This is a genomic window from Mycobacterium kyorinense (assembly GCF_002101735.1).
GTDB lineage: Bacteria > Actinomycetota > Actinomycetes > Mycobacteriales > Mycobacteriaceae > Mycobacterium > Mycobacterium kyorinense.
Window position 1 is genome coordinate 21,440 of record NZ_LQPE01000021.1, and the last position, 26,042, is coordinate 47,481.

Genomic DNA, 26,042 nt, shown 5'->3' on the forward strand with positions numbered 1-26,042 from the left:
GAAAGAGGTCGCGGATTGTCCGCCGTCAGCTACCCCGATCAGACCAGCTACGCGTTTCGGTCCGGCGTCACCTGCCTGACCACACCCGCGGGAGCGGTGCTGCTGAATCCTCCCCGCAGCGAGAAGCTGACGCGGTTGACCCCCGGGCAGCTGCACGCGCTGAAGACCCTCAACGCCGGGCCGGCGACAATCGCGGAACTATCGGCGGGCGGCGACGTCGGCGCACTCATCGACCAGCTCACCGCCGGTGGCTGGCTGACCGTTACCGTGCGCGACGGCGCACGCGAGCTGTACTCCCTACTGCCGTTCGGCCAGCCCACAGCACGCCCCGAATCACCGTCGCCGGACACCACCACATTATCGAAATTCGCTGTGCTGCACCGGGATTCACAGGGCTTCGTGCTCGAGCATCCGCTGGGGTGGTGTGATCTGCGGATCCATGAGCCGGCTCTGCTCCCGCTGCTGGACGGGCCCCTACCGGCCGAGCCGCCCGTGCCGGCCGTGGTGGCCGCCCAATTCGTCGACGACCTGCACTGGGGGGGCTTCCGGCGGCCGGCGGGCGAGGAAGACCGCAGCTTCGATTCGCTGGCCTGGAGCCCGCCGGACCTGTGGTTTCACCGCCGCAGCACGCTCGGTGAACGCACTGTCACCTGGGAGCATTTCGGGCCGACCAAGTGGGCCAAGGACCGGTTCCCGCAGCCCCCGGCGCGCCGACCGAATTATCCCGGCCAGCCGGTCGCGCTGTTCGTCCCCGACCTCACGGCCAAACGAACCGAAGACCCGACGCTGACAGCCGTTCTCGAAGACCGTGTTTCGACAAGAACTTTCGACGACGCCCGCCCGATCACCGTCGAGCAACTCGGCGAGTTGTTGTACCGCACAGCGCGCACGCGCAAGACTCAGCCGGTCGGCCCGGGTGAGGAACTGCTGTCGCGGCCTTACCCGTCGGGTGGCGGGCTCTACGAACTCGAGCTGTACCCGGTGGTGCGCAACGTCGCCGGACTGGAGCCGGGCATGTACCACTACGACTCGTTCGACCACGTGCTGCGGCCGGTGGCCGGCGCAGAGTCAAAAGCGGTGTCCCGACTTGTCAAACCCGCCTCGGCGACGTTGACCGGTGGTGCCGAGCCGCAGGTACTCATTGCGATGGCCGCACGAAGCGGTCGCATCATGTGGACCTACGAGCAGATCGGCTACGCCGCCATTTTGAAAGATGTCGGCGTCCTGATGCAGACGATCTATTTGGCGGCAACCGCAATGGGCCTCGGCGCGTGCGCCCAGGGATTCGGCGACACCGCCGCGTTTGTCGCGGCCACCGGAGTCGACGAACGCCAAGAGTGCAACGTCGGCAGCATCATCGTCGGCTCCGTTGGCTGACTAGTCCTGGGCGAGAACCTCTTCGTCGGTCAGCGCCGCAACCTCGAGGTAGGCACGCGCGATCACGGCCAGGCGATCCGGCGTACCGCGCTGGGTCTCCCGCTCACCCAGGCGATCGGCCAACGCTGCGACGGTTCGGGCGGCGAACAGGTCGGCGACCACCGCATGATCGATCTCCAGCCAGTCGCGCAGCCGGGCGATCACGGTGGTCGCCAGCACCGAATCGCCGCCCATGGCGAAGAAGTCGTGGTGCACCCCAACCGAATCCACGCCCAGCACCTCGGCCACAACCGCGGCGAGTGCGGCCTCGACGTCATTACGTGGCGCACCGTCTTCGGTTGCGGTGGTGTCCGGTTCGAGCTGTCGGATCACCGCTTTGCGGTCCAGTTTTCCGTTGGACGTCAATGGAATTCGGTCGACCGACACGATGCGCTTGGGAACCATGTAGCCCGGCAACAGGTCCGCCACCGCCGCGGCAACGTCGTCGACGGAGTCCACCTCGCCTGAAATCGCGGCGACCAGCGTCGGCGCCGCGTCGCCGACCACCGCAGCGACGGCGTGACGCACTCCGGGCACGGTGCGCAGCGCGCTCTCCACTTCGCCGAGTTCGACGCGGTAGCCGCGAATCTGGACCTGGTTGTCGGCTCGGCCCAGGAACTCGATGGTGCCGTCCGGCCAGTACCTGGCCATGTCACCGGTTTTGTACCAGCGAACACCCTCGCGCTCGACGAAGCGCTCTGCGGTTCGCTGCGGGTCGTTGCGGTATCCCGCTGCGACATTCGCTCCGCCGACCCACAGTTCGCCGGCCACCCAATCGGGGCAGTCGCGGCCCGACGGCGCGACGACCCGGCACCGCACATTGCGCAGCGGGATGCCGAACGGCACCGTCGCCCACTGCGCTGGTGGTTCGCCGACGACCTCGCAGATGGTGTGGTGGATCGACGTCTCGGTCGCACCACCCAAACCGGCGAACCGGCATCCCGGCACTTGCCTGGCGAGTCTGCGCGCAAGGTCGGCGCCGACCCAGTCACCACCGAGGGTGACGGCTCGCAACGAGTCGCCGAGCCGGTCGCCGCCGAGTTCCAAGATCATGTCGAGCATGCTCGGCACGCAGTTGAGGATCGAAACGCGATGCTGGCGAAGCAATTCCACCCATGTGGTGGCTGCGGCGCGCTGTTCGGAGTCGACCGCTACCAGCGAGCCGCCCACCGAGAACATGCCGAAGACGTCGTAGACGGATGCGTCGAATTCGAGGGCGGACAGCGCGAGCACCCGGTCGGCGCTGCCGACGCCGAACCATTCGTTGACGGCGTCGATGGTGTTCATCGCGCCGCTGTGGCGCACGTCGACTCCCTTGGGCAGCCCGGTCGAGCCGGAGGTGAAGATCACGTAGGCGATTTCGTCGGGATCGGTGAAGACGGGCGCCGGCAGCGGTGCGGGCTGGTTGACCGCGGCGTCGATGGACAGGCACGGAACCGAGTCCATCTGGCCGGTCTCGGCGGTGATCGCCGCCACGACGTCGGCCGTCTGAAGGATCTTGGCGCGCCGCGCAATCGGCTGATCGAATCCGATCGGCACATATGTTGCGCCGGCCGCGAGTACCCCGAGCACGGCCAGTACTTGGTCGCGTCCCTTGGGGAGCTGGACGGCGACCGCGTCACCGCGACCCACACCTAGCGCATGCAATGCGCCCGCGACCCTCAGCGAGCGTTCGGCGAGGTCGGCGTAACTCCATGCGCCCGCATCGTCGCCGAGTCCCCACACCACGGCCTGCGCCTCGGGGTTGGCGGCGGCATGCTCGAAGAAGCCTTGGTGCAGGCACCGGCCGCTGACCGGTCCGTCGGTCGCGTTGACCGCCGCCCGCACCTTCGCCTGGTCGCTCGGCAACCGCACCGCCGCCTCGGCGTCCCACCCCGCGTCGCCGTCTGCAAGGCGTTCGACGGCGTCGGTGAACCTGGCGAACATGGCGTCGATCAGCCCGGGCGGGAAGGCCAACTCACGCACGTCCCAGTTGAGCAGCAATCCGCCTCGCAACTCGGTGATTTGGGCGTCGAGCAACACCTGGGGACCCTGCGAGACTATCCACACCGGTTCGCCGAACGTGTCGATCACCCTGTCGGCGAACAACTCCCCGAGGTCGAGCGCGCTGGTGAACACGACGGGCGCCAGCACCGGTTCGCCGCGGTGTCTGCCGAGATCACGCAGCACGTCAAGTCCGGAATACGTGGCATGGGCCGCGCTTTCGTACATTCGGCGCTGGATGTCGCGGGCGCGCTCGGTGACCGAGGCGTTCTCGGTCACGTCGACCTCCAGCATGATCGAGGAGGTGAAGTCCCCCACCACCCGATCGATGTCGGGGTGTATCGAGTCGCGGTGGAACAACGGCACGTTCAGCAGGAACCTGCTCTGCGCGGACCAGCCGCCGATGGTGTCGGCGAACAACCCCGCGACGGCCATCGCGGGTGTGACGCCGCGGCGATGTGCGCCGGCCAGCAGCCGTTGCTTGGCGTCGGGCCCGAGCCAGTGTGCGTAACGGACGGTGCGATGCGATGCCGTGGCGACGGTGGGAAGTTCGGGCGCACCGGGCAGCCGGGCTATCCGCTGCTGCCACCACTGCCGATCGCGCTCACGTGCGGCGCTGTCAACGGTGCGCTCGGCGCGGTAGCGCCGGTAGGTATAGCCGGGCGCCGGCACGGCAGCGCCCCGGTATAGCTCGGCCAGGTCGGAAACCAGCACTCGGTAGCTCATCGCGTCGCCGGCCAGCATGTCGATGTCCAGATGCAGCCGCGTGCGGTCGTCGTCGCACACGGTCAGCGTGACGTCGATAACCTGACCGTCCGCAATGGCCAAGCGCTGGTGGGTTTTCCGGTCGCGCAATTGTGCGAGCCTGGCGTTGACCACCTCGGGGCTCTGCCCGCGCAGGTCGACCACGCCGAACACCGGCCGGCCCGGCCCGGGCATGGTCTGCTGCGTCCCGTCGGGCAGGAACCGGGTCCGAAGCATCGGGTGGGTGGCGACGAGGTCGGTCACCGCTCTTTCCAGTTGCGCGGGATCGGTTGCGCCGCCGTCGAATTCGACGTAGAGGTGGGCGGCGACGCCGCCGAGTTGTTGCTCGTCGGAGCGCCCGATCCAATACGCGTGCTGCATGGTCGCCAATGGGAAGGGCGCGTCCTCTGCGGCGACGGGCTGGTCGGGAACCGGCTCTGCCACGCCGGCCATTCCCTCCACTAGCAGGTCGTGCCACGACTCGACGGTGGGGTTGGCCGCGAGCTGGGCGAACGTGATGTCGGCCCCTTGTTTGCGCCACCCTCCCGCGAGTGCCATCATCCGGATCGAGTTGAGCCCCAGTTGAATGAGATCGTCGTGGTCGGCGACATCTTCTGCGGCGCAGTCGAGTTGGGCTGCAACCGTGGCCCGGATCTCCTCCCTGCTGATGCGCTCGGTCATGACGTGTACTCCAGGCCGGCTACCAGCGCTTCGATGCCGCGTCGCCAGAAATCCGCCAGCAGGTCGATGTCGGCGGCGTCGAAAAGGGCAGTGCTCCAGCGCAGGCTGGTGATCAGTTGCGAACCCTGCTCCGTAGCGCCCACCAACGTGCTGATGTTCAGCGCGAAACGCAGCGGCAGGTCAGGCTCGGGGTCGATCGGCAGCGCACCGATGTAGGGCTCGGTGAGCAACGACCACGGCTGGTCGCTGACACCGCTGAGGTCCAACCGACCCAGATACCCGAACTGGATCTGAGGTTCGGCGGCCTCCTGTAACTCCGGGACCCGCTCGACGTACCGAAGTAGCCCGTAATCCAAGCCGTCGTGCGGGATCGTGCTCAATTGTGCGGCCACCGACTCGAAGAGCGCGCGTGCGGCGCCCGGATCGCGTTCGGCTTGCTCGACGTCGACCGCGGCCGCACCCGATCCGAGGCGCACGGGAAATGCCGTGGTGAACCAGCCGACGGTGTTGGTGGTGTCGGTGTCCAGGACGGCGTCGGCCCGCCCGTGGCCTTCCAGGGCGAGAAGCGTGCCCGATGCCGGGTCCTGTCCCCGAACGCGGCGCCAACTCGCAACCGCCATTGCCGTGACGGTGGGCAGGAATTCGCGCACGGGCTCCGCGCGGGTCAACGCACGTTCGGTGGTGTGGGCCGGTGTGATCACGGGGGTCACGCGCAGGGTGGACCAGGTGTCGCGGTTGGGATCCGGATGCCGCCTGCCCAGCGCCGGGTCGGGGTCGCGGACCTGTGCGGCCCAGTAGTCGCGTTGCGCCGCCACCTCCGGCGTCGCGGCCCGCCGCCACATCAGTTCCGACCACCGGCGGTAGGAGGTGAACTCCGGCAGCGTTTTCGGTGTCGCACCGGCTTGCAGGGCGCGCCACGCTTCGGCGAGGTTGCCCAGCATGATGTGCCATGAGACCACGTCGACCACCAGGTGGTGGGCGCTGATCAGCAGGACCGGTGGGTGATCGGCGCCGCAAAGCCACACCGCGCGCAGCATCGCGCCGCGACGGGGGTCGATCTGGTCGTTGGCCTGGCGTGCGTAACGTGTGATGGCGGAGCTGAATTCGGCATCTGCCGGCAGGTCGATGCGGGTCAGCATGTCGGCGGCACTGACCACCCCGGGTGCACGGGTGACCAGCCGCGGTCCCTCTGGAGTGTCGTGCAGGATCGAGCGCAACGTGTCGTGTCCGTCGAGCAGCAATTGCAGCATCGACCGGATCGACGATTCCTCGATGTCGGCGGGCAGCCTCAGCAAGACGGTATGGGTGAAGCGACGGTAGTTGCCGTACTCGTGGAGCCAGGACACCATCGGCAGCGGCAGCACTTCGCCGTATTCAGCTCTTTCGGCGGCGGCACCGCAGGCGGTGCCATTGTCGATGGCAGCCGCGAGTTGGCGAATCGAAGGGAAAGCGAACACCATCCGTGGACTGACGGCGAGGCCGCGCCGCGCAACCTTGTGCACCACCGAGATAGCCACGATGCTGTCCAGCCCGAGTGAGAAGAAGTCGTCGTCGATGTGCGGTGCGGTGCCGCCCAACTGTTCTGCGAAGACTTCGCACAGCAATCGTTCCGTCGAGGTGCTCGCCGACCCCGCGCCGTCTCCGGCGCCCGCGAGCACTTGCTCGGCCAGCCGTTCCAGCGCGTGGCCGTCCAGCTTGCCGTTGGTGTTCACCGGCAGCGCAGGCAGTTCGACGATGCGCGCCGGAACCATGTAGGACGGCAACCGTTCGGTGAGCCTGGCGCGCAACAGAACCGGATCGCCCGCGGTATTGTCCCGCCACACCACAAAGCCCACCAATTGGGCGCCCCCGCCACGGCGCAGCACCGAAACCGCCGCGTCGTGCACCTCGGGCCGGCTGCGCAGCGCGGCCTCGATCTCGCCGACTTCGACGCGGTAGCCACGGATCTTGACCTGGGTGTCGCTGCGGCCGATGTAGGCGTAGCCGCCGTGCGGGAGCCGGCGGACCAGGTCTCCGGTGCGATACATGCGGTGTCCCGGGCGCAGGGGATCCGCCACGAAGCGGGCCGCGGTCAACCCCGGCCGGCCGACATAGCCCCGGGCCAGCTGCGCGCCCGACAAATACAGCTCGCCGACCACACCGGTCGGCACCATCCGCAACGCCGAATCCAACACGTAGCCAACGGTTCCGGCGTTTGGGATGCCGATCGTCGGCGCGGGGTAATCCTGCACCGGCGCCACCACCGCCTCGACCGTCGTCTCGGTGGGCCCGTAGCAGTTGTAGACCGCGGTCGGCGAAAGCGCGCGCAGATGCTCCCACAGCGCGGTGTCGATCGCTTCGCCTCCGAGGGCAAGCACCGAGGGTGGCGACTCCGATAGTCCGGCGGCATGCAGTTGAACGAACATCGACGGCGTGGTGTCGATCATGTCGATGCGGTGTGCGCCCATTCCGCGCACCAGTCGGTCGGCGTCGCGCATTTCGTCGGCGTCGAACAGGTGCAGGGCATGGCCGTCGAGCAGGCCGACCATGGGCTGCCAGGAGGCGTCGAAGCTGAACGACCAGGCGTGCGCGATCCGCAGCGGGCGGCCGAGCCGCGACCGGGCGGGCCCGTAGACGCGCTCGCGGTGATCGGCGAAATAGCCCAGTAGCGCAGCGTTGGTGCCGACTACGCCTTTGGGTTCACCGGTGGAACCGGAGGTGAAGATGACGTATGCGCTGTGGTCGGGTTGGCGACGAACGGCGGGTGGCGTGTCCGAACGTTGCGAAATGCGTTCGGCGACGGCAGGGTCGTCGAGGAGTAGGGTCGGCAACCCGGCGGGAAGCAGTTTTCGGTAGCCGGCTTCGGAGACGGCGAGCACCGGATTGGCCTGGCGCGCAATGGATTCGATTCGCGCCGCGGGAAGGGTGATGTCGACCGGCAGGTAGCCGCCGCCGGCGGCGAGGACAGCCAGGATGGCGACGATATAGCGCGGCGAGCGCGGCAGCGCCAATGCCACTACCGCTTCGGGTCCGACGCCGTAGCGGGCCAGCTCCTGTGCCAGCCGGCACGCTTCGGCGTGCAACTCGGAATACGTATACCGCTCACCGTTGCCGGCGGCCAGCGCCTCGGCCTCCGGGGTGGCGCGTGCCTGTCGTTCGAAGATCTCCCAGACCGTGGTGTGCTCCACCGCCGGCGCCGGCCGCGCCGCGATGTCACGCTCAGCCTCGCTGAGAATATCGAGCGCGTCGGGAGTGCCGTCGCCGACATCCGGCAGTTGCCGCAGCACGCCAAGCAGCCGTTCGCCGAGCTGGTCGGCCGGAAGATGCGGCAGCGCTTCGGAAATCGCCTCGACGACCACTGCCAGCGCGTCGCCGCTCAGGTGCGAGACGATGGTCAGCGGGTAGTGCGTCAGGCTTTCCATCTCCACCGGAGTGAACCGGGCGCCATCGGGTTCGGTCACCGTTTTGATGGCGTCTTCGATGGGGGCGTTCTCGAACACGAACATGCTGTCGAACAGGGCTCCCTGGCCGTGCGCGCGCTGCAGTTCCGAGAGGCTGAAATAGCCGATGTCGCGCATCGCCGACAACTCGCGCTGCAATCGCAAGCATTGCTCGACCACTGATTCCGTGCCGCGGAGGCGATGCACGACCGGCACGGCATTGATGAACAACCCGACCATGCTTTCCACACCGGTCAAGTTCTCCGGGCGGCCGGACACGACGGTGCCGAACACGACGTCGCGGCGGTCGGTGATCCTGCCGAGCACGACGGCCCACGCGAAAAGGACCGCGGTGCCCAGCGTGATCCCCGAACTGCTTGCCCAGTGCCGCAGCCGCGTCGTGTCGGCGGCGGGCAGCAGCAGTGATGCCTTCTCCGGGACACGCTGTCCCGCAACGACGCCGGCGTCGGCCACCATCAGCGGTCCGGACACACCCTGCAGATAAGCGCGCCACTTGTCGAGCGCCGCCGCCTTGTCCTGCGCGGCGAGCCAGACAATGTAGTCCCGGTAGGGACGCGCCGGTGGCAGCGCCTCCAGCGATCCGCCGGCCCGGTACACGGCGAGCATTTCGGTGAAGAACACCGCCAGCGCCCAGCCGTCCACCACGATGTGGTGCGCGGTGAAGATCATCCGCCGCCTGGTCTCGCCCGACACGCTGAGCAGCAGGACGCGCAATGCCGGGCCCCGGCTCAGATCAAACCGGCGGCGCCGCTCTGACCGCGCAATGGACTCGAATTCCGTTGGCGCGGCGATACGTTCGGACCACGGCAGCCTTGCTTCGGCGGGCACGATCTGAACCGGTTTTTCCACCCCACGATCCCAGAAGGCGGCACGCAGGTTGGGATGCCGGTCCAGCATGGCCTGGGCGCTGCGGCGCAGCAGTTCCACGTCGACCGGCCCGTCGATGTCCACCACGAACTGCATGCTGTAGAGGTCGACGCTGTCCTCGGCCAGCCGGTGGAGCGCAAACAACCCTTCTTGTAGGGGTGTGAGGGCCAGCACGTCCTCGATCTGGGGCGGGGCGCTCACGACTGTTCTTGCCATGCCGCGGTGAGCTCGGCCAACGCATCGGCGCTCAGCCCGGATGCGCTCATCGGCGTGTACTGCTGGCCGGACGTCGAATTACCTTGAGGCGCGGCCGCGTCGACCGCGGCGGCCAGCTCACCGATCGTCATGTGCTCGAACACCATTGCCGGTGTCAGCGCCAGACCCTGTGCGCCCGCTTGCGCCGACCATTTGATGGAAATGATGCTGTCACCGCCGAGCGCGAAGAAGTTGTCGTCGCGATCAACCCCGGTGATGTCGAGCAACTCCTCCAGCATGGCGATCAACTGCCGCTCCGTTTCCGCCGAGCCGCGGCCGCCCGCCTGCGACTGGCCGGCGGTCGCCGGAGTCGGCGGCGCAAGCACTTTCGCCAAGTCCGCCGGTGCCAGCAACTCCACGGTCGACACCGGACAATCCGGGGTCGTCGCGAACGCGTCGAGGGCGGCTTTCAGGGCATCGGCGATGAGCCGAACAGTCTGCGGTTCGTAGAGATCGGCGTTGGCGACGACTCGCACGTCGAGTTCTCCGTGCGACGTGACGTGCATGCTCACGTCCAGGTCCAGCAGCGAGACGTCAAAATCCATCGGAAGCGCCACCACGGTGGTTTGCCCCGTTGCGGTCAGATCCCGTTGCGTCGCCACCCAGTCCTTGCCACGGAAATGGATCGTGGTCTGGTACAAGGGGTTACGGAAACGTGAGCGCGCCGGTTTGACGGCTTCGACCAAGCGTTCGACGGGGACTTCCTGGTGCGCGAATGCGTCGAGGACCATGTCGCGGCTGCGGCCCACGATGGCCCGCAGACTCGGGTTGCCGGACAGGTCGTTGCGCAGCACCACGATGTTGGCAAACAGACCGACCAGGTTGGTGGTGGCCGGCTCCACACGGGACGCGACCGGGCTGCCCAGCGCGATGTCGGTGCCGCCACCGAGCTTGTGCACCAAGACCGCAACGGCGGCCTGGTACACCATGAACTCGGTGGCCCCGTTTTGCTCGGCAAGGCGTGCCAGGGCCGCCCGCTGGGCCGCGGAGATCGTGAACGTCACCACTTCTCCGCGTTTCCCGAGCACCGGTTGGCGTTCGTGGTCGGGCACTATCGACGTCTCGTCGGGCAGGCCGGCCAGTGCCTCGCGCCAATAGTCGACCTCTGACCCGCCCCACGCGCTGGGCTCGTCGAAGGCGTTGCGCTGCCACAGCGCATAGTCCACGAATTGGATCGGCAGTGTGCTCCACTGTGGCGGCTGCCCCGCCAGCCGTGCCCGGTAGGCCGCGACGAGGTCGTCGTAGATGATTTCCAGCGACGCGTGGTCGCCGACGATGTGATGGACGATCACCAGCAGCACATGGGTATCCGGGTCGACCGCCAGCAGGGTCGCCCGGATCAGCGGCCCGGCCTCGGGTGTCAAGACGTCACGACGCGACGAGGCGATCGTCTCGTCGACCTGAGCCGCACCAACCTGGCGGACGGGCAGCTCCAGCCCCAGTCGGGGCTGCACGAACTGGTAGGGAATCCCTTCGTGCTCACCGAAATTGGTACGTAGCGCCTCGTGGCGGGCCACGACGTCGTTCAGCGCCTCCGCCAGCGCGGTGGTGTCCAGCGGACCGCTGAACCGAAGCGCCAGCGGCAGGTTGAACGCATCGCGGGCGCCGTCCATCCGGTACTGGAACCAGGCGGCGAGCTGCGAGTAGGACAGCGGGATCCGCTCGGGGCGCGCGGCCGCGACGAGTTCGGGGCGGGTCGTTCCCTCGGCGTCGCCGAATGTCTCACCGACGTCCAGGTCGTCGAGGTCGATGTCGAATTCCGCGCGGAACTGGTCGACCAGGCGGGTCGCCAACCCGGCCGGCGTCGGGGTGTCGAACACGGCACGAACCGCGAGTTCCACGCCGAATTCGGCCCGCACTTGCGCGACCAGTCGTGCAGCGAGCAGTGAGTGACCGCCCAGTTCGAAAAACGAGTCATCGGCACCGACGCGCTCACAACCGAACAGCCGGGCGAAGATCGAGCAGATTCGTCGCTCGGTCGTCGTCGCCGGCTCACGGTAGGCGCGTGCCGCGATCGGTGTCGGCGCCGGCAGCGCGCGCTTGTCCAGCTTTCCGCTAACGGTCAGCGGGATCTCAGGGATCAGCGCAAACGCGTTGGGCAGCATGTAATCCGGCAGCAGCGTGGCGGCATGATCGCGTAACTCGTCGAGGTTCAGCTGGGCCCGGGGCACTACGTAGGCGGCCAGCATCGGCCCCGCCTCGGTGTCGGTGGCGAGGACCAGGCACTGTTGCACCGCTGGATGCGACGTGATCGCGGACTCGACCTCGCCCGGCTCGATGCGAAAGCCACGAACCTTGACCTGTTCATCGGCCCGGCCGACAAACTCCAACTCCCCCGCCATGTTCCGGCGGACCAGATCGCCGGTGCGATACAGCCGCATCCCGGGGTTGAAGGGGTCGGCGACGAACCGCTCGGCGGTCAGGCCCGGACGCCCGAGGTACCCGCGCGCCAATTGCGCACCGCCCAGGTAGAGTTCGCCGACCACTTCCGCGGGCACCGGCTGCAACTCCTGGTCGAGCACGTAGGTGTACACGTTGCGGTTCGGCACGCCGATCGGCACCACGCCGGTCCCGTACGACCGCTCCACCAGCTTGTGCGTCGAGCAGACCACTGCCTCGGTCGGCCCGTAGTGGTTGCGCAACTCGGCGTCGAAGTAGGTGGCGAACTTGTCCGCGACCTGCCCCGGCAGCGCTTCTCCCCCCACCGGCACGTGCCGCAGCGCCCGCCACTGCTTGACCTCCGGCAGCGCCAGCAGCGTACCGAGCAGCGAGGGCACCATGTGCACCACCGTGATGCCATGGCGGTCAATGAGATCGGCGATGTAGTCGATGTCGCCGAACGCCTCGGGTTTGGGAACGACCAGCCGGGCGCCGATCGACAATGTCATGAAGATGTCGGGCAGCGACGCGTCGAAGCTCACCGACGACGACTGCAGCATCCGGTCGTCGGCCGTCATGCTCCACTCGGCGATGAATCCGTCCACGTGTTCGGCGATCGCACGATGGGAGACGGCCACCCCTTTGGGCCGCCCGGTCGAGCCGGACGTGTAGATGACGTAGGCCAGGTTGTCCGGGTGTAGCGGTCGGACACGCTCGGCGTCGGTGACTGTGGCGTCCGGCAAGTGCGCTGCGACGGTTTCGGCGGCGTCGAGCTGCTGTCGCCCGATGACCATGCGCGGACGGGTGTCCGTGATCAGGTAGTCGATGCGGTCTTGCGGGTAAGACGGGTCGATGGGCAGGTAGGCCGCACCGGCCTTGTGGACGCCAAGCACGGCGACGATGAACTCGATCGAGGTGGCCAGCCGCAGGCCGATGACGTCTTCGGTGCCGATCCCCTTGCCGATCAGCCAGCGCGCCAAGCGATTCGCGCGGCGATGCAGTTCGGCATAGGTCAACTCCGCGTCGTCGGAAACCAGCGCGACCGCATCCGGGGTGGCGGCCGCAACCGACTCGAGCATGGCGACCAGCGTGCTGGGAGGCGTGGCGACGAGTTCGCCGTGGGACTGCGCCGCAACGGCGGCTCGCTCGCCGGGGCCGAGCATGTCCAGGCCGGTGACCCGGTGGCCCGGCTCACTCAGCGCGTTGTCCAGTAGCTGCAGGTAGTGGGTCAGCATCTGGTCGACGAGTTCCCCGCGCAGCAGGTCGACCTGGTACTCGATCTCCGCCAGCACGTCCTCGCGCTCGAGCACGATCGCCATCGCGACAGGAACCGGCGCACTGACCGCACCGAGCTCGAGTTGCCGAATGACGATGCCGTCCAACGAGAATCCGCGGACGCTCTTGCGCATGCTGAAGCCCAGGCGGACCAGCTGCTCCATACCGTCGCGCCCCGGCGTCCGCTCCGGATGCGCCTCGTTCACCACCCGGTCGATGCCGACGCACTGGTGGGCGAAGCCGCCCAGACAGGTTTCGCGCACCGTGTCGACGAACGACGCGAACGAGTCGTGCGGTCCCGCCGCGAGCCGCAGCAACAGCGTGTTGCCGAAATAGCCGATGGCGTTCTGCGCGGCGGCGCGGCGGTCGGTGACCGGGACGGCCACCACAAAGTCCGCGGCGCCCGTGTAGCGACGGATCAGCACCCCGAACGCCGCCAGCAACACCGTGAACGGCGACGTGGCGTGCTCGCGGGCAAAGGCTTCGACGCGGCCGAACAGGTCGGCTGGCACTGCGCGGGTCCGGCGTTCGGCCCGCCGCGACGGATTTGCCGCCGCCGGGCCGGGCAGCTCCACCGGTTCGGGCAACGGCTGCAAGGAGTTTCGCCAGTATGCGACGTCGGCCTCGGTGGGTTCGGCCGAGGGCGCCAGCACCTCGACAGCGACATACTGGGGCGCTTGGCCGGCCGGCGGCTGCCCGTTGTACGCGGCGCTCAGTTCGCCGAAGAACAGGTCCCAGCAGTCGTCGTCCCAGCAGATGTGGTGCACGACGAGGAGCAGCACGGATTCGTCGGCGCCGGTGCGGACCACGCTCACCCGCAGCGGCAGCTCGTTGGCGAGGTCGAACGGCCTGCCGAACTCGCCGGACGCCAGAGCCTCGAGTTGCCGATCGACGTCGGGCAGAGCGGTGAGATCGTGTGTGCGCCATGGGATCTGGATATCGTCGTGGAATTCCTGATACGGCTCGCCCTCGCCGTCGACGCGGTAGGTGGTGCGCAAAAGGGCATGGCGCGCAACGACTTCACTCACCGCGGCGCGAAGGCGGCCCTCGTCCAGCGGACCGGTCAACCGGTAGGCGACGCAGATGTTCAGCGTGGAGTCCGAGGGATCCATGGTCTGCAGAAACCACATCCGGCGCTGGCCGGCGGACAGCTGGTAGCGCTCGCCGGGGCGGATCACCGCCGACTCGCCCCGGTGGCCTGCCGTCGCGCCGCTTTGGGCGATGCGCTTGCGGAGCAGTTCCCTGCGGCGGTCCTGCACGGTCTGGGAGTTGTCCGTCATTGGCTGGTCTCACTTAGTCCGGTTCGCACGAGTCGCGTCAGCCACCAAAGCATCGCCTTAGCATAGGCTATGCTAACCACGCCGAAGCGCGAGGAGAGCTAGTGACCTACGTCGACCGATCCGGCGCACAGAGCGCGGGGCTGGCCTCGCTGGACCTGCAGCACCGCCGGCTGTCCGTGGACCACGGCGCGTTGTCCGGGGAGTTTTCGCTGCGTCGCCTGGACCCGGACGGCGACCTCGATCTGATGCATGCCTGGATGAACGATCCGGAGGTGGCCCGGTTCTGGCGGAAACCCTGGCCTCGCGATCGAATCGGCTCGTATCTGCGCGAACAGGACCGCAGCACGCACTCCGTTCCCGTCCTGGGTGAACTCGACGGGGTGCCGATCAGCTACTGGGAGCTCTATCGCGCCGACCTTGATCCGCTGGCGCGGTACTACCCGGCCCGCGCGCATGACGTCGGCTTTCACATGCTGCTGGGTCCGGCCCGGTACCGCGGCCGGGGGCTGGCCGCAAGGCTGATGGATGCGATCTCTACCTGGCTGCTCGACGCCGATCCCAGCGCCACCCGGGTGGTCACCGAGCCTGACGTCACCAACGAGCGAGTGGTCCGGATGCTCGTGCGGGCGGGGTTTTACCGCCTCGCGCTCGTCGACCTGCCGGACAAGCGGGCGGCCCTGATGGTCCGCGATCGGGAGCAGCCCTGACGGCCGGCAGCTTATGTTAGCCTTCGCTAAGTTTTGGGGCCGCGGAGTCTGGCGATCGAGAGGTGGGGCCCATGCCGCGCACGTTGGGTTGGATCAGGCAGTTCCACAAACCCGATTCGCCTGAGCGGCCCGTCCTGCTGGTCTTTCCGCATGCCGGCTCCGGCGCGTCGGCCTACCGCGACTTCTCCAAAGTCCTCAGTAGCACGTTCTCCGTGCTGGTCTTTCAATACCCGGGGCGCCAGGACCGGGCCGGTGAAGCGCCGCTGCTGTCCCTGCCGGCGATGGCGGCCGCCGCGTTCGAGGAGTTCTCCCGCTCGGAGCACAACCGCGACGTCCCGATTGTCACCTTCGGTCACAGCATGGGCGCATTGGTCGCGTTCGAGTTCGTGCGGATCGCCGAGTCGAGCGGGATCGACGTGCGCCAACTCAACGTCTCTGCCGCGGTGGCGCCCAGCCACGTCGCCGCCAAGCCACCGCATCCCACCGACGACGAGGCCATCCTCAACCACCTCGCGACGCTCGAGGGCACCGAGACGGACGTGTTCGCCAACCGCGAGCTGATGAGGCTGGCGCTGCCGGTCATCAAGGCCGACTACCAAGCCTTCGATGCCTACGACTGCGCGCCAGACGTCAAGGTGGCGGCGCCGATTCAGGCGATGGGGGGCGACCAGGATCCTTACGTCACGCTGGGCGACCTCTACGGGTGGGGCAAGCACACCGACACCGCGACCGTCACGGTGTTCGACGGCGGGCACTTCTACCTCACGGATCACATCGACGCGGTGGCGACGTTGTTGACGGCATCCGCCCAGTGCGAGCAGACTGCGTGAGCGCCGACGACCCGATCGTCATTTCCGGGATGGCCGTCGAGGCGCCCGGCGGAATCGACACTCCCGCCGCGTTGTGGTCGGCGCTGGCCGAATCCAGAGAGCTGATCACCCCGTTCCCGCGCGATCGCGGCTGGCCGCTCGAGCAGCTGCTGTCGGTGTCGCGGCTCGACGGCTGGGGCCGGGTGTGCGACGCCGGTGGATTCCTCGACGGCGCAGCGATGTTCGACCCGGCGCTGTTCGGCACCACCTACCGCGAAGCCCTGGTGATGCACCCGCAGCAGCGGGTCGCGATGCGGGTGGCGTGGAAGGCGCTGGAGAATTCCGGGATCAACCCGGCCACACTCGACGGCGAAGAGGGTGGCTGTTTCATCGGAATGTCGCCGATGGAGTACGGCCCGCGGGCAGCGACCGCCGACGCCTACAGCGGCCACCGGATCGCCAGCCTGGGACAACTGGGCGCGGCAGGGCGCATCTCGCACAGCCTCGGCCTGACCGGCCCGTCGATGTGTGTCGATTCGGCGTGCGCATCGTCACTGAGCGCGCTGCACCTGGCCGCCACCGCGGTGCAAACCGGCGAATGCGACTGGGCACTCGCCGGCGGGGTGTGCGTAATGGGTTCTCCCGGTGCGTTTTTCGAGTTCGCACGGCTCAATGCGCTGTCCGAGGACGGTCATTGCCGGGCGTACGCCGACGACGCCAGCGGCACCGTTTGGGGCGAAGGCGCAGGCGTGGTTCTTGTCGAACGGGAGTCGCGGGCACGGCAACTCGGACATCCCGTCTACGGGCGCATTCTGGCCATCCGCACCAACCACAACGGGAAGGGCAAGCCGATCCTGGTTCCGCGGGTGCGCGCCCAAGAACAGCTCATCCGCAAGACGCTCGACGCGGCGGGGATCGACCCGGCCGATGTGGGCATGGTCGAAGGCCATGGCACCGCAACCCTTGCGGGCGACCCGGTCGAACTGCTCGCCCTTTTCAAGACTTACGGCGCAGCGGGCTCCACCGCGCTGCTGGGCTCGATCAAGTCGAATGCCGGACACGCGCAAGCGGCATCCGGCATCCTCGGACTGATCAAACTACTGCTCGCGGGGCAGCACGGCCTCATTCCGCCAACCTTGTTCTCGGACAACCCGACCACCAAGCTGGACTGGGATCTCGTCGGTATGCGATTGGCTACCAAGCTGCACCGCTGGGACCCCAAAAACGGCGTCCGGTACGGTGCCGCGTCGTCGTTCGGCGCCGGAGGTGCCAACGCGCACGCCATCATCGCCATGCCCGTAAGTGAGACCAGTGACGACTCGTAGCTACCGGCTGCCCGACGGTACCGTCCCCATCCTGCTGTCCGCGCCGACTCCCGACCTGGTTGGCCAGGAGGCCGCCGCGTTGCTTGGGTACGCGACGGCCCACCCGCAGACAACGCCAGATGCGATCGCCGGCATGCTGTTTCGCACCCGCACGCCACGCTTGCATCGGGCGCTGGCCATGGTCACCACCCGCGACGAGTTACTCGATGCGTGTAAGGCAATTGCCGATGGCCGCGACCACGGTTCGGTGGTGCGCAATGACACCCCCGCGATGGCGCGCAACCTCGCCTTTGTCTTTCCCGGTCAGGGCGGCCAGCGACCCGGGATGGGCCGAATCTTCTACCGCTCGGTGCCCGCGTATCGCGCCGAGGTCGATCGCTGCGTGGCAGCCTTCCAGAACGTCAGCGGCGAATCGCCGTTGGATTACCTTCTGGCAGAAGATTTCCCGGCCGAAGACACCGCCAGAACCGTCCAGCCCGCCTTGTTCGCCCAAATGGCCGGCCTGGCCGCAATGTGGCGCTCATTCGGTGTCGAACCGAAGATCACGATCGGACACAGCCAAGGCGAGATCGCCGCGGCGTATGTGTCCGGTGCGATCACCCTGGCTGACGCCGTGCACCTCGTGGAAATCCGGTCGCACGCGGCCGACGAGTTCATCACCGGTGACTACGCGATGGCCGTGCTGGCCGCCGACCGAGACACCTGCGAAAGCGAACTGGCACGCAGCACGGGCTGGGCAGAGCTATCCGTCGTCAATTCCCCCGGAATGACCGGGATCTCGGGCGAGCGCGACGCGGTGCAGCGCATCGTGGACGCACTCAGCGAAAGGGGCACGTTCGCCCGGATCATCCGGGTTCGTTACCCCGCGCACACCAGCATGATCAACGCACTCGCCGAAAAGGTCCGCGCCGCCGCACAGCGCCAGCTGCGAAACCCCGCGTTCCTCGACACGGACATCCCCTGCGTGAGCGCTACCCTCGGCGGTCCGATCAGCAGCGACCTGCCGGTCGACCACTACTGGTTCTGGAACCTGCGCAACACCGTTCGATTCGACAAAGCCGTCGCGGCGGCATTGCGTCTTGGCGCCGACACCTTCGTCGAATTGGCCGAACATCCGACGCTGCAGTTGGCGATCGAGGAAAACCTCGCCGCCGCGGCTGGTGACCGCGCGACCGTGGTGGTCGGCACGTCGACCCGAAATGCCAGCGGCCTGGGCGATTTCACCCGCAATCTGGCGCTGCTGGCGGTCCATGACCAGGATTACCGCTGGGAGAGCCTGTGCACCGAGTCGGCGGGTCCTACCCCGCTGCCGCTGCCCGATTTTCCGAACACGCGCATGAACGAAGTGCCGCTGTGGCTGCCTTATGACGGCGGCGCACCCGAGAGCCAGCCCGGCGCCGCGCCCACTGCAGAGCACCCCCGGCCGCAACTGCTCGCCGAGCGCTGGGTCCGGCTGGCGCAGCGCTCGCTGATGCCGCCACGCGCCATCGGCATCATCGATCACACCGGGTCCTGCTCCGAACTGGCCGCGGCGCTCTGCGCAGCGGCGGGAGACGTCGGCGCCACAGCATGCGTCGTCGAGCCTCAAAGCCAGTACAACGCAGCCGATCTCGACACCTACGTCATCCTCCTGCCACCATCGCCGGAACAGGACGACGCCGCCGCGGTGACCGACGTCGCCTCGTTCTTCGGGAATCGCGCGTGGTGGCCGGACATCGCCGACACCATCACCGACTGCTGGCTGGTGACCGTGGCCGGCGAGAAGGTGGTCGCCGGCGATCCACCGCCCGATCTGGTGCACGCGGCGGCCAGCGCCGGCTTCCGCAGTATCGGCGCCGAATTTCCGCGGGTGGCGTTCCGGCACCTCGATCTGCCCCCCGCACCATCGTCTGCCGAATCCGCAATCCTCGCAGCGCTGCACACCAAGGAGGAGTCCGAGCTTGCGCTGCGCGACGGCGCTCTGTACGCCAAGCGGATCGTGCCGGGCACTGCCGGCGACCCGTCCGCTCCGAATCCCCGTGAGCATGTGGTGATCACCGGGGGTACCGGCAATCTCGGGCTGGAGTTCTGCGAACACTTCGCTCGCCGCGGAGCGCGCCGCATCACACTGGTGAGCCGGTCGGGCGAAACCGCCGCGGTCGCCAACCGGCTGCGGCAGATCCGGTCAACCACCTCGACGCGGATCGACACGCCCAGATGCGATGTCGGCGACGAGGCGGCGGTGTCGCGGCTTGCCGAGAATCACGGCGACGTGCCGGCGGATCTGATAATCCATGCCGCGCTGGCATATTCGGATGTCGAATGGCAAGACGTCACCGCCGGCAAGGTCGAGGAAGCGTTGCGCGCCAAGGTGGTCGGCATCTGGCGTCTGCTGCGTGCATTTCCGCGGACCGATGCCTGCCGCATCCTGCTGTGTTCGTCGGCGGCGGCAACAATCTGCGGTCGCGGCCAGATTGTCTACGCCGCTGCCAATCGCATGCTCGACGCCATGGCGCACCGGTTGCGGTCCGAGGGTTTCGATTGTGTGTCGGTGCAGTGGGGTCAGTGGACGGTCCACAGTCTGGACGACGCCGGCCTGGCGAAGGTGACCGCCACCGGCCTGCTGCCGATGCTCCCGGCCGACGCGCTCGCGGTGGGAATGACCCGGTTGCCGGACAATGCGATTGTCGCGGCGTTCGATCTGGATCGCGCACAACCGGTGCTGGCAGCCTACGGCTACGGTCCGCTGATCTCCGAACTGGTTGCCCCGGCCGCCGTTGCCCCGGCTGCCGCACCTGTCGAGGGCGGCGACCTCAAGCAGCGGCTGACCAGCCTGCTGGCGGGGGCCATCGGCGTCGACGGCGTCGACGCGATCGACGCGGACGTGCCGATGGTCGCGATCGGCCTGGATTCGTTGCAGGCGCTGGAGTTTCGCCGCCGCGTCAAGAGCGAGTTCGATTACGACCTGGAGGTCTCAGATCTCCTTGGCGGGGCGTCGATCGCCGATGTCCTGGTCCGGCTCGGCGGCTAGTGAACGCGCCGAGCATTAAACGGATTGGTACTCGGCGCTTCTCTGGATCGACGGCTCGGTGACGCCGAGTTCGGCGCCGAGGACACGGTCGGACAGCAGGCCCAGGCAACTCAGGTTGGGGAAGCCGGGGCCCTCGTTGAGACCGGATAAGTTGGGCAGCACCAATTTCGGAGCGGCGCCCCGAACCGCCAGGTCGGGCCCGATGGACTCCTCCAGCCGTTCGCCGGTCAGCGGCCCGCCCAGCCACAGTTCCAGGCTGTCGACGGCGTCTTGGCTCAACAGCGGCAGGAACCAGAGCGGGTCGGCGCCGGATCCGTCGATCACCAGGTCGAAGCCGTGCACGGTCTCGATCGGTTCCCCGCCGCGGTCGGTGTGCAACGTGATCCAGATCCGGTTGTCGCGGTCGACCGCGTGAACCACCCGCCCGCGCAGATGTTTGATCCGCTCGTCGGCGAGTAGCGACTCCTGAACACGCGAGGAGAACACACCCCGGTCGGTGCGGGCGATGCACTCACGCCGTTCGGCCAGGGTGAGGCTGCGCCAGTTCGCCGGATCGGAAAACAGCGAGTTCTCGAAGTAGCCCTCGCCGCGGGTGAACAACGTTGCCTGCGGCGAGATGGCGGTGATCGCCAAAATCCGGTGGTGAGACAGCTCGTTGAGCATGGATGCCGCGGTCTCGCCACCCCCGATCACCGCGACGTTCTCGGCGATGATCCGGTCCTTGCATGCGGTGCGCTGCCAGAACTGTGCGATCGACAACATTCGCGGATCACCGGAAAGGATGGACCGCTCCGGCTGGCCCGGACCGGTGATCATCAGGGTGTCGGCGGTCAGCCGCGAATCGTGGGTGCGCAGCATCCACCGCGACCCGTCGATCGAGATCTGTTCCAATTCGCCGTAAATGACGTTCAAGCCGGCCACATCGGCGACCCAGCGCAGATACTGCGCCCAGGTGTTGTGGGTCGGCGCCGGCCGCCCCCGGTCCACCCAGCCGACGAATTGGTCAGTGGCGACCAGGTAGGACTGCCAGCTCCACTGCATCATCCGTTCGTTGAGTTCGGCGTTGCGGCCGGGAACCAGCGTCGAGCGGTACGGGAAGCCGACGTCTTTTTCCGGGCTGGTGCCAAGGCGCTGCAGACCGTCGGTCCAGCCGCCGCCCGCACGCCAGTTGGCCGCCACGCCGGAGCGTTCGATCGCCACGATGTCGACCGTCTCGACGCCCATCTGGCGGAGTGCGGCCGCCTTTGCGGCCACGGCTACCGCTTTCGCGCCGGCTCCGACGATCGCGAGTGTCCCGCTCAATCGCACCCCGCTGATTAGCCCAGCCTTCCCTAACTTTCTGTACGCTACACGATGTCCCAGGACCAGAACACCGTTGGCCGGAGGGAGTGCGGCGTGGATCTCACTCTTCCGTTGGATGGATTCGTTCCGTTTCCGCAGGATCGGGCGGCCCGCTACCGCGCTGCCGGATATTGGGCCGGCCACAGCGTCGATTCGCTGTTGCGCCGGGCGGCGGCGGCCTTTCCGGACCGCACCGCCGTCGTCGATCCCGTCCACAGCCATACGTTCGCTGAGCTGGACAAGCTCGTCGACGCCGCCGCCGGCGGCTTTGCCGCGATCGGTATCGCGCCCGGCGACCGGGTGCTGCTTGACTTGCCGAACTCGGCTCTGTTCGCGGTTGCGTTCTTCGGTCTGCTGCGCGCCGGGGCCATCCCGGTGATGTGTCTGCCGGGGCATCGCTTTGCCGAGCTCAGTCGCTTCGCCCGCGTGAGCGGCGCCGTCGGATTGGTCATCGCCGACACCGCGGGCGGATTCGACTACCGCGCGATGGCCGAGCAACTGGACGCGGCACATCCGCAGCTGCGTCACGTCGTCGTCGACGGGGAGCCCGGGCCGTTCACCTCGTTCGCCCAACTGCCCGAAAGCGATCTACCCGAGATCGTCTGCGACACAACCCTTCCCGCGTTGCTGCTGGTGTCCGGCGGCACCACCGGACTGCCGAAACTCATCCCCCGCACCCACGACGACTACGTCTTCAACGCCACCGCAAGCGCCGAGCTGTGCCGGCTGACAAGTGACGACGTGTACCTGGTGGCGCTGCCAGCCGCGCACAATTTTCCGCTGGCCTGCCCCGGCCTGCTCGGCGCGATCAGCGTCGGCGCCACCACGGTGTTCAGCGCCGATCCCAGCCCGGAGTCGGCGTTCGCCAGCATCGCGCGCCACGGCGTCACGGTCACCGCGCTGGTGCCGGCGCTGGCCAAGCTGTGGGCGCAAGCCTGCGAGTGGGAGCCGGTCCGGCCGTCGTCGTTGCGGCTGCTGCAGGTCGGCGGTTCCAAACTCGGCGCCGAGGACGCGCGTCACATTCGCACCGCCCTGACGCCCGGCCTGCAGCAGGTGTTCGGGATGGCCGAAGGGTTGCTCAACTACACCCGCCTCGACGACCCGGCCGAGCTCGTCGAGAACACCCAGGGCCGGCCGCTGTGCGAGGCCGACGAGCTGCGGGTAGTGGACGACGCGGGCGCCGAGGTATCGGAGGGCGAGCTGCTGGCGCGCGGGCCGTATACGTTGAACGGCTACTTTCGCGACGACGCGGCCAACGAGCGGTCCTTCACGCCCGACGGTTTTTACCGCACCGGCGACCGAGTCCGCCGCCGTGCCGACGGCTACCTCGAGGTCACCGGGCGGGTCAAGGACGTCATCCACCGCGGCGGCGAGACGGTCGCGGCCGCGGACCTCGAGGAGCACCTGCTGGCCCACCCGGCGATCCGGGCAGCAGCAGCGGTTGCGCTGCCCGACCAGTACCTGGGCGAAAAGATCTGCGCTGCAGTCGTTTTCACTGGCGAGACGGTGACATTGGCGGAGCTGAACCGCTACCTGGACGACCGTGGGGTGGCCACCCACGCCCGGCCCGACGCACTGGTGGCGATGGCGGCACTGCCGACCACGGCGATCGGCAAGGTCGACAAGAAGAGAATCGCGGCACAGCTGCAGAATTGACCGGACACACCCGATATTGCCATTGACTAATGTCATCATTTGTCGTTGACTTAGTCGCATGACGGACGGTGTGCCCGCGCGCGGGTCGCTGCGATCGCGCGCCGCGGCGGTCGTGAGCGCATTGACATTGCGGCAGATCAGCGCGGTGCTACCGCCGGAGCGGACCTGGGGTCTGTGGCTCTCGCGCCGGATCGTGGCCGGCATCATGGATGCCTTCGGCCCGTCGCTGGCCGGGACCCGCGTCGAGCCGGTCGATGCCAGACTCCCGGACGGGCGTCGCGTCGTCGGCGAATGGGTGAGCGGTCGAGAGGTCCGGCGCAGCGATGGCGGAATCTACTTCGTCCACGGCAGCGGATATGCGCTGTGTTCGCCGCGTACCCACCGCCGGCTGACAGCCTGGCTGTCGCGACTGACCGGGCTGCCGGTGTTCAGCGTCGACTACCGGCTCGCGCCGCGGCACCGCTTCCCCACCGCCGCCGACGACGTACGCGCGGGATGGGACTGGCTCTCACGCCAGATACCGGCGGAACGCATTGTGGTCGCCGGCGATTCGGCAGGCGGACACCTGACGGTGGATCTCTTGCTGCAGGTCGCTGCCACCCGGCCGGCCGCACTGGTGTTGTTCTCACCGCTGATCGATTTGACCTTCGGCCTGGCCGCCGAACGGGAACGGCGCCGCCGCGACCCGGCCATCCGGGCCGCCGACGCGCTGAGGCTGGTTGGTTTGTATTGCCGCGGAATCGATCCCGCGCACTGCCGACTGACCCTCGACGTCGCGGGCGGGCCGGTAATGCCGCCGACGCTGATCCAGGCCGGCAGCGCCGAAATGCTGGCCGCCGACGCCGAGCGCCTCGCCGCCGACATCACCACGGCCGGCGGGAGTTGCGAACTGCAGGTGTGGCCAGACCAGGTGCATGTATTCCAGGCACTGCCCCGGCTGTCCCCCGAAGCCGGCAAAGCAATGGCGTATGCGGCCCAATTCATTGCCGATGCCCTGAACGTCGGCACCGTCGAAAAGGCAGGTTAGCGATGCTCGGCCGAAAGTCTCCCAAAGCCAGCCACGGCGCCTCGGCAGTGGTCACCGGCGCCGGCAGCGGCATCGGTGCGGCGTTCGCCACCGAACTCGCCCGCCGCGGCGGGGCCGTCGTCTGCAGCGACATCGACGAAGCCGCCGCCGCCAAGACGGCGGACGCCATCAGCGCCCAAGGCGGTCGCGCAATCCCGATCCACTGCGACGTCTCCCAGTACGACGACGTGGCCGAACTCGCCGCCAAGTCGCAATCCTGGTTCGGCGGCCCGCCCAGCCTGGTGATCAACAACGCCGGCGTCGGCGCCGGCGGTATGCCCATCGGCGAAGTCTCCCTTGATGATTGGCACTGGACGCTGGGCGTCAACTTGTGGGGCCCGATCCACGGCTGCCATGTGTTCGCCCCGATTCTGCGGGAAGCCGAACAGTCGAAACAGCCGCGCGGCATCATCAACGTCGCTTCGGCCGCGGCATTCGGCGCCGCCCCCGGCATGGCTGCCTACAACGTCAGCAAGGCCGGTGTGCTCTCGCTGTCGGAAACGCTGGCCGCCGAATTGTCGGGCAGCGGCGTCAAGGTCACCGTGCTGTGCCCCACCTTCGTCAAGACCAACATCGTCGAGTCCGGCCGGATCACCGCCGAATCCACCGACTTGGCCACCAAACTGATGCGCTGGACCGGATTTTCGCCCGACAAGGTTGCTCGCATCTGCCTGGACGCCAACGACCGCGGCGACCTGTACTGCATGCCGCAATGGGACGCCAAGATCGGCTGGAACGTCAAACGCCTTGCCCCGGGCGCCTATACCCGCGCTGTCGGGCTGATATCCCGGGTCGCCCCGCACTGAAACGCCTCGAAAGAAGGAGAATCCGATGGCCCGCGCCAGCGACGATGCAGAGCAACGCGATGAGGAGGAGTGGCGCAGATGACAATCGACATGGACACGATGCTGGCCAAGATCAAGGACCGGCAGTGGGCACTGGCCGACATCGACTGGGACGCACCCGGTGCCGAAACGATCAGCGACGAGTTCCGGCCCAAGCTCAAGGCATTCATGGCTGACCTGTGCTGGATCGAGAACATCGGCGCGCGCGGGTTCGCCGCGCTCGCCAAGAAAGCGCCGACGACGACGCTGGCCGAGATCTACCGGTACTTCCACGCCGAGGAACAACGCCACGCCAACGCCGAACTGGCCCTGATGAAGCGATGGGGAATGCTCGACGACGGCGAAATGCCCGAACCGAACGTCAACATCCGGCTGGCCATGCAGTGGCTGGACACCTACGCCGACGGCATGTCGCTGTCGATCCTGGGCACCGTGATTCCGATGCTGGAGGTCGCGCTGGACGGCGCCCTGCTGAAGTTCCTGCTCGACGAGGTCGAAGACCCGGTCTGTCACCAGGTGTTCGAGAAGATCAACAACGACGAATCACGGCACCTCGCAGTCGACTTCGAAGTGCTGAACATGATCGGCCACGCCAAGGCACGCAAGCTGGCCATCGATGTCGTCGGCAACGTCGCCTCGCCGGGACTGATCATCGGCGCGCTGATGTATCTGCCGCTGCTCAACCGGGTGCGCAACGAGCTGGACGACATGGGCATGGAGCCCGAGCGGCTTTACAACGCGGTCAAGCGGTTCAAGCAGCTCGGTGAGCGCGGCGAATACACGTGGCGGGTCCCGACCTACCAAGTCCTCAAACGGCACGCCGCCATGGTGGTCAACCCGCGGCACCCCTACCATCTGCTGGCCAACTCCATGGTGTGGCTGTCCGACCGCTATCCCAGGCGGCTGCTCAAACCGGTGCCCAGCTGGTTCAAAGAGCTGACCTACGAGCCGGCGGCATAACCC

At 67.7% G+C, this 26,042-nt stretch carries 13 protein-coding genes; 9 read left to right on the forward strand and 4 right to left on the reverse strand.

Annotated features, from left to right (window positions below):
- The first annotated feature begins 15 nt into the window (after nucleotides 1-15).
- Nucleotides 16-1,377 carry a SagB family peptide dehydrogenase gene (locus AWC14_RS04325; RefSeq protein WP_045379104.1) on the forward strand — a complete coding sequence of 454 codons (1,362 nt, stop codon included), beginning with the start codon at nucleotides 16-18 and terminating at the stop codon, nucleotides 1,375-1,377.
- Here AWC14_RS04325 and AWC14_RS04330 read toward each other — a convergent pair whose 3' ends face one another.
- Genes AWC14_RS04330 through AWC14_RS04340 form a run of 3 tightly spaced genes read right to left on the reverse strand, consistent with a single transcriptional unit; the run spans nucleotide 1,378 to nucleotide 14,320 of the window.
- Nucleotides 1,378-4,824: a non-ribosomal peptide synthetase gene (locus AWC14_RS04330; RefSeq protein ID WP_057003384.1), complete on the reverse strand. Its 3,447-nt coding sequence runs from the start codon at nucleotides 4,822-4,824 to the stop codon at nucleotides 1,378-1,380.
- Nucleotides 4,821-9,347, reverse strand: a complete 4,527-nt coding sequence (locus AWC14_RS04335) for a non-ribosomal peptide synthetase (RefSeq protein ID WP_057003383.1) — start codon at nucleotides 9,345-9,347, stop codon at nucleotides 4,821-4,823. Before AWC14_RS04335 ends, AWC14_RS04330 begins: the two co-directional genes overlap by 4 nt.
- The gene (locus AWC14_RS04340) at nucleotides 9,329-14,320 is read right to left on the reverse strand and encodes a non-ribosomal peptide synthetase (protein WP_045379107.1); all 4,992 of its coding nucleotides are present in this window, start codon (nucleotides 14,318-14,320) and stop codon (nucleotides 9,329-9,331) included. Before AWC14_RS04340 ends, AWC14_RS04335 begins: the two co-directional genes overlap by 19 nt.
- Nucleotides 14,321-14,421: 101 nt before the next feature.
- Here AWC14_RS04340 and AWC14_RS04345 point away from each other — a divergent pair, with 101 nt between their 5' ends.
- The 4 genes from AWC14_RS04345 to nbtC all read left to right on the forward strand — a co-directional run bounded on the left by AWC14_RS04345 (nucleotide 14,422) and on the right by nbtC (nucleotide 20,171).
- Nucleotides 14,422-15,027, forward strand: a complete 606-nt coding sequence (locus AWC14_RS04345) for a GNAT family N-acetyltransferase (protein ID WP_235215908.1) — start codon at nucleotides 14,422-14,424, stop codon at nucleotides 15,025-15,027.
- Nucleotides 15,028-15,098: 71 nt separating this feature from the next.
- Nucleotides 15,099-15,857 carry a thioesterase II family protein gene (locus AWC14_RS04350; RefSeq protein ID WP_057003382.1) on the forward strand — a complete coding sequence of 253 codons (759 nt, stop codon included), beginning with the start codon at nucleotides 15,099-15,101 and terminating at the stop codon, nucleotides 15,855-15,857.
- A complete protein-coding gene (locus AWC14_RS04355) occupies nucleotides 15,854-17,161 on the forward strand; it encodes a beta-ketoacyl [acyl carrier protein] synthase domain-containing protein (protein WP_085240998.1) in 1,308 nt (435 codons plus the stop codon). The genes AWC14_RS04350 and AWC14_RS04355 overlap by 4 nt, the downstream gene beginning before the upstream one ends.
- 7 nt (nucleotides 17,162-17,168) lie before the next feature.
- The gene (gene nbtC, locus AWC14_RS04360; protein ID WP_268811713.1) at nucleotides 17,169-20,171 is read left to right on the forward strand and encodes a nocobactin polyketide synthase NbtC; all 3,003 of its coding nucleotides are present in this window, start codon (nucleotides 17,169-17,171) and stop codon (nucleotides 20,169-20,171) included.
- Nucleotides 20,172-20,186: 15 nt separating this feature from the next.
- On the opposite strand, the gene mbtG is transcribed toward nbtC, so the two are convergent.
- Nucleotides 20,187-21,473, reverse strand: coding sequence for an NADPH-dependent L-lysine N(6)-monooxygenase MbtG (mbtG, locus tag AWC14_RS04365; protein ID WP_045379175.1), 1,287 nt, complete (start codon nucleotides 21,471-21,473; stop codon nucleotides 20,187-20,189).
- 111 nt (nucleotides 21,474-21,584) lie between these two features.
- On the opposite strand from mbtG, the gene AWC14_RS04370 reads away from it, so the two are divergent.
- From AWC14_RS04370 to AWC14_RS04385, 4 genes are all read left to right on the forward strand, one after another.
- Nucleotides 21,585-23,168, forward strand: a complete 1,584-nt coding sequence (locus AWC14_RS04370; protein ID WP_272947991.1) for a (2,3-dihydroxybenzoyl)adenylate synthase — start codon at nucleotides 21,585-21,587, stop codon at nucleotides 23,166-23,168.
- Between the two features lie 58 nt (nucleotides 23,169-23,226).
- Entirely contained in the window at nucleotides 23,227-24,195 is a 969-nt protein-coding gene (locus tag AWC14_RS04375; protein WP_045379116.1) for an alpha/beta hydrolase, read from the forward strand.
- 2 nt (nucleotides 24,196-24,197) lie between these two features.
- Nucleotides 24,198-25,040, forward strand: coding sequence for an SDR family NAD(P)-dependent oxidoreductase (locus AWC14_RS04380; RefSeq protein ID WP_045379120.1), 843 nt, complete (start codon nucleotides 24,198-24,200; stop codon nucleotides 25,038-25,040).
- A 78-nt stretch (nucleotides 25,041-25,118) separates the two neighbouring features.
- Nucleotides 25,119-26,039 carry a hypothetical protein gene (locus AWC14_RS04385; protein WP_045379179.1) on the forward strand — a complete coding sequence of 307 codons (921 nt, stop codon included), beginning with the start codon at nucleotides 25,119-25,121 and terminating at the stop codon, nucleotides 26,037-26,039.
- Nucleotides 26,040-26,042: the final 3 nt, after the last annotated feature.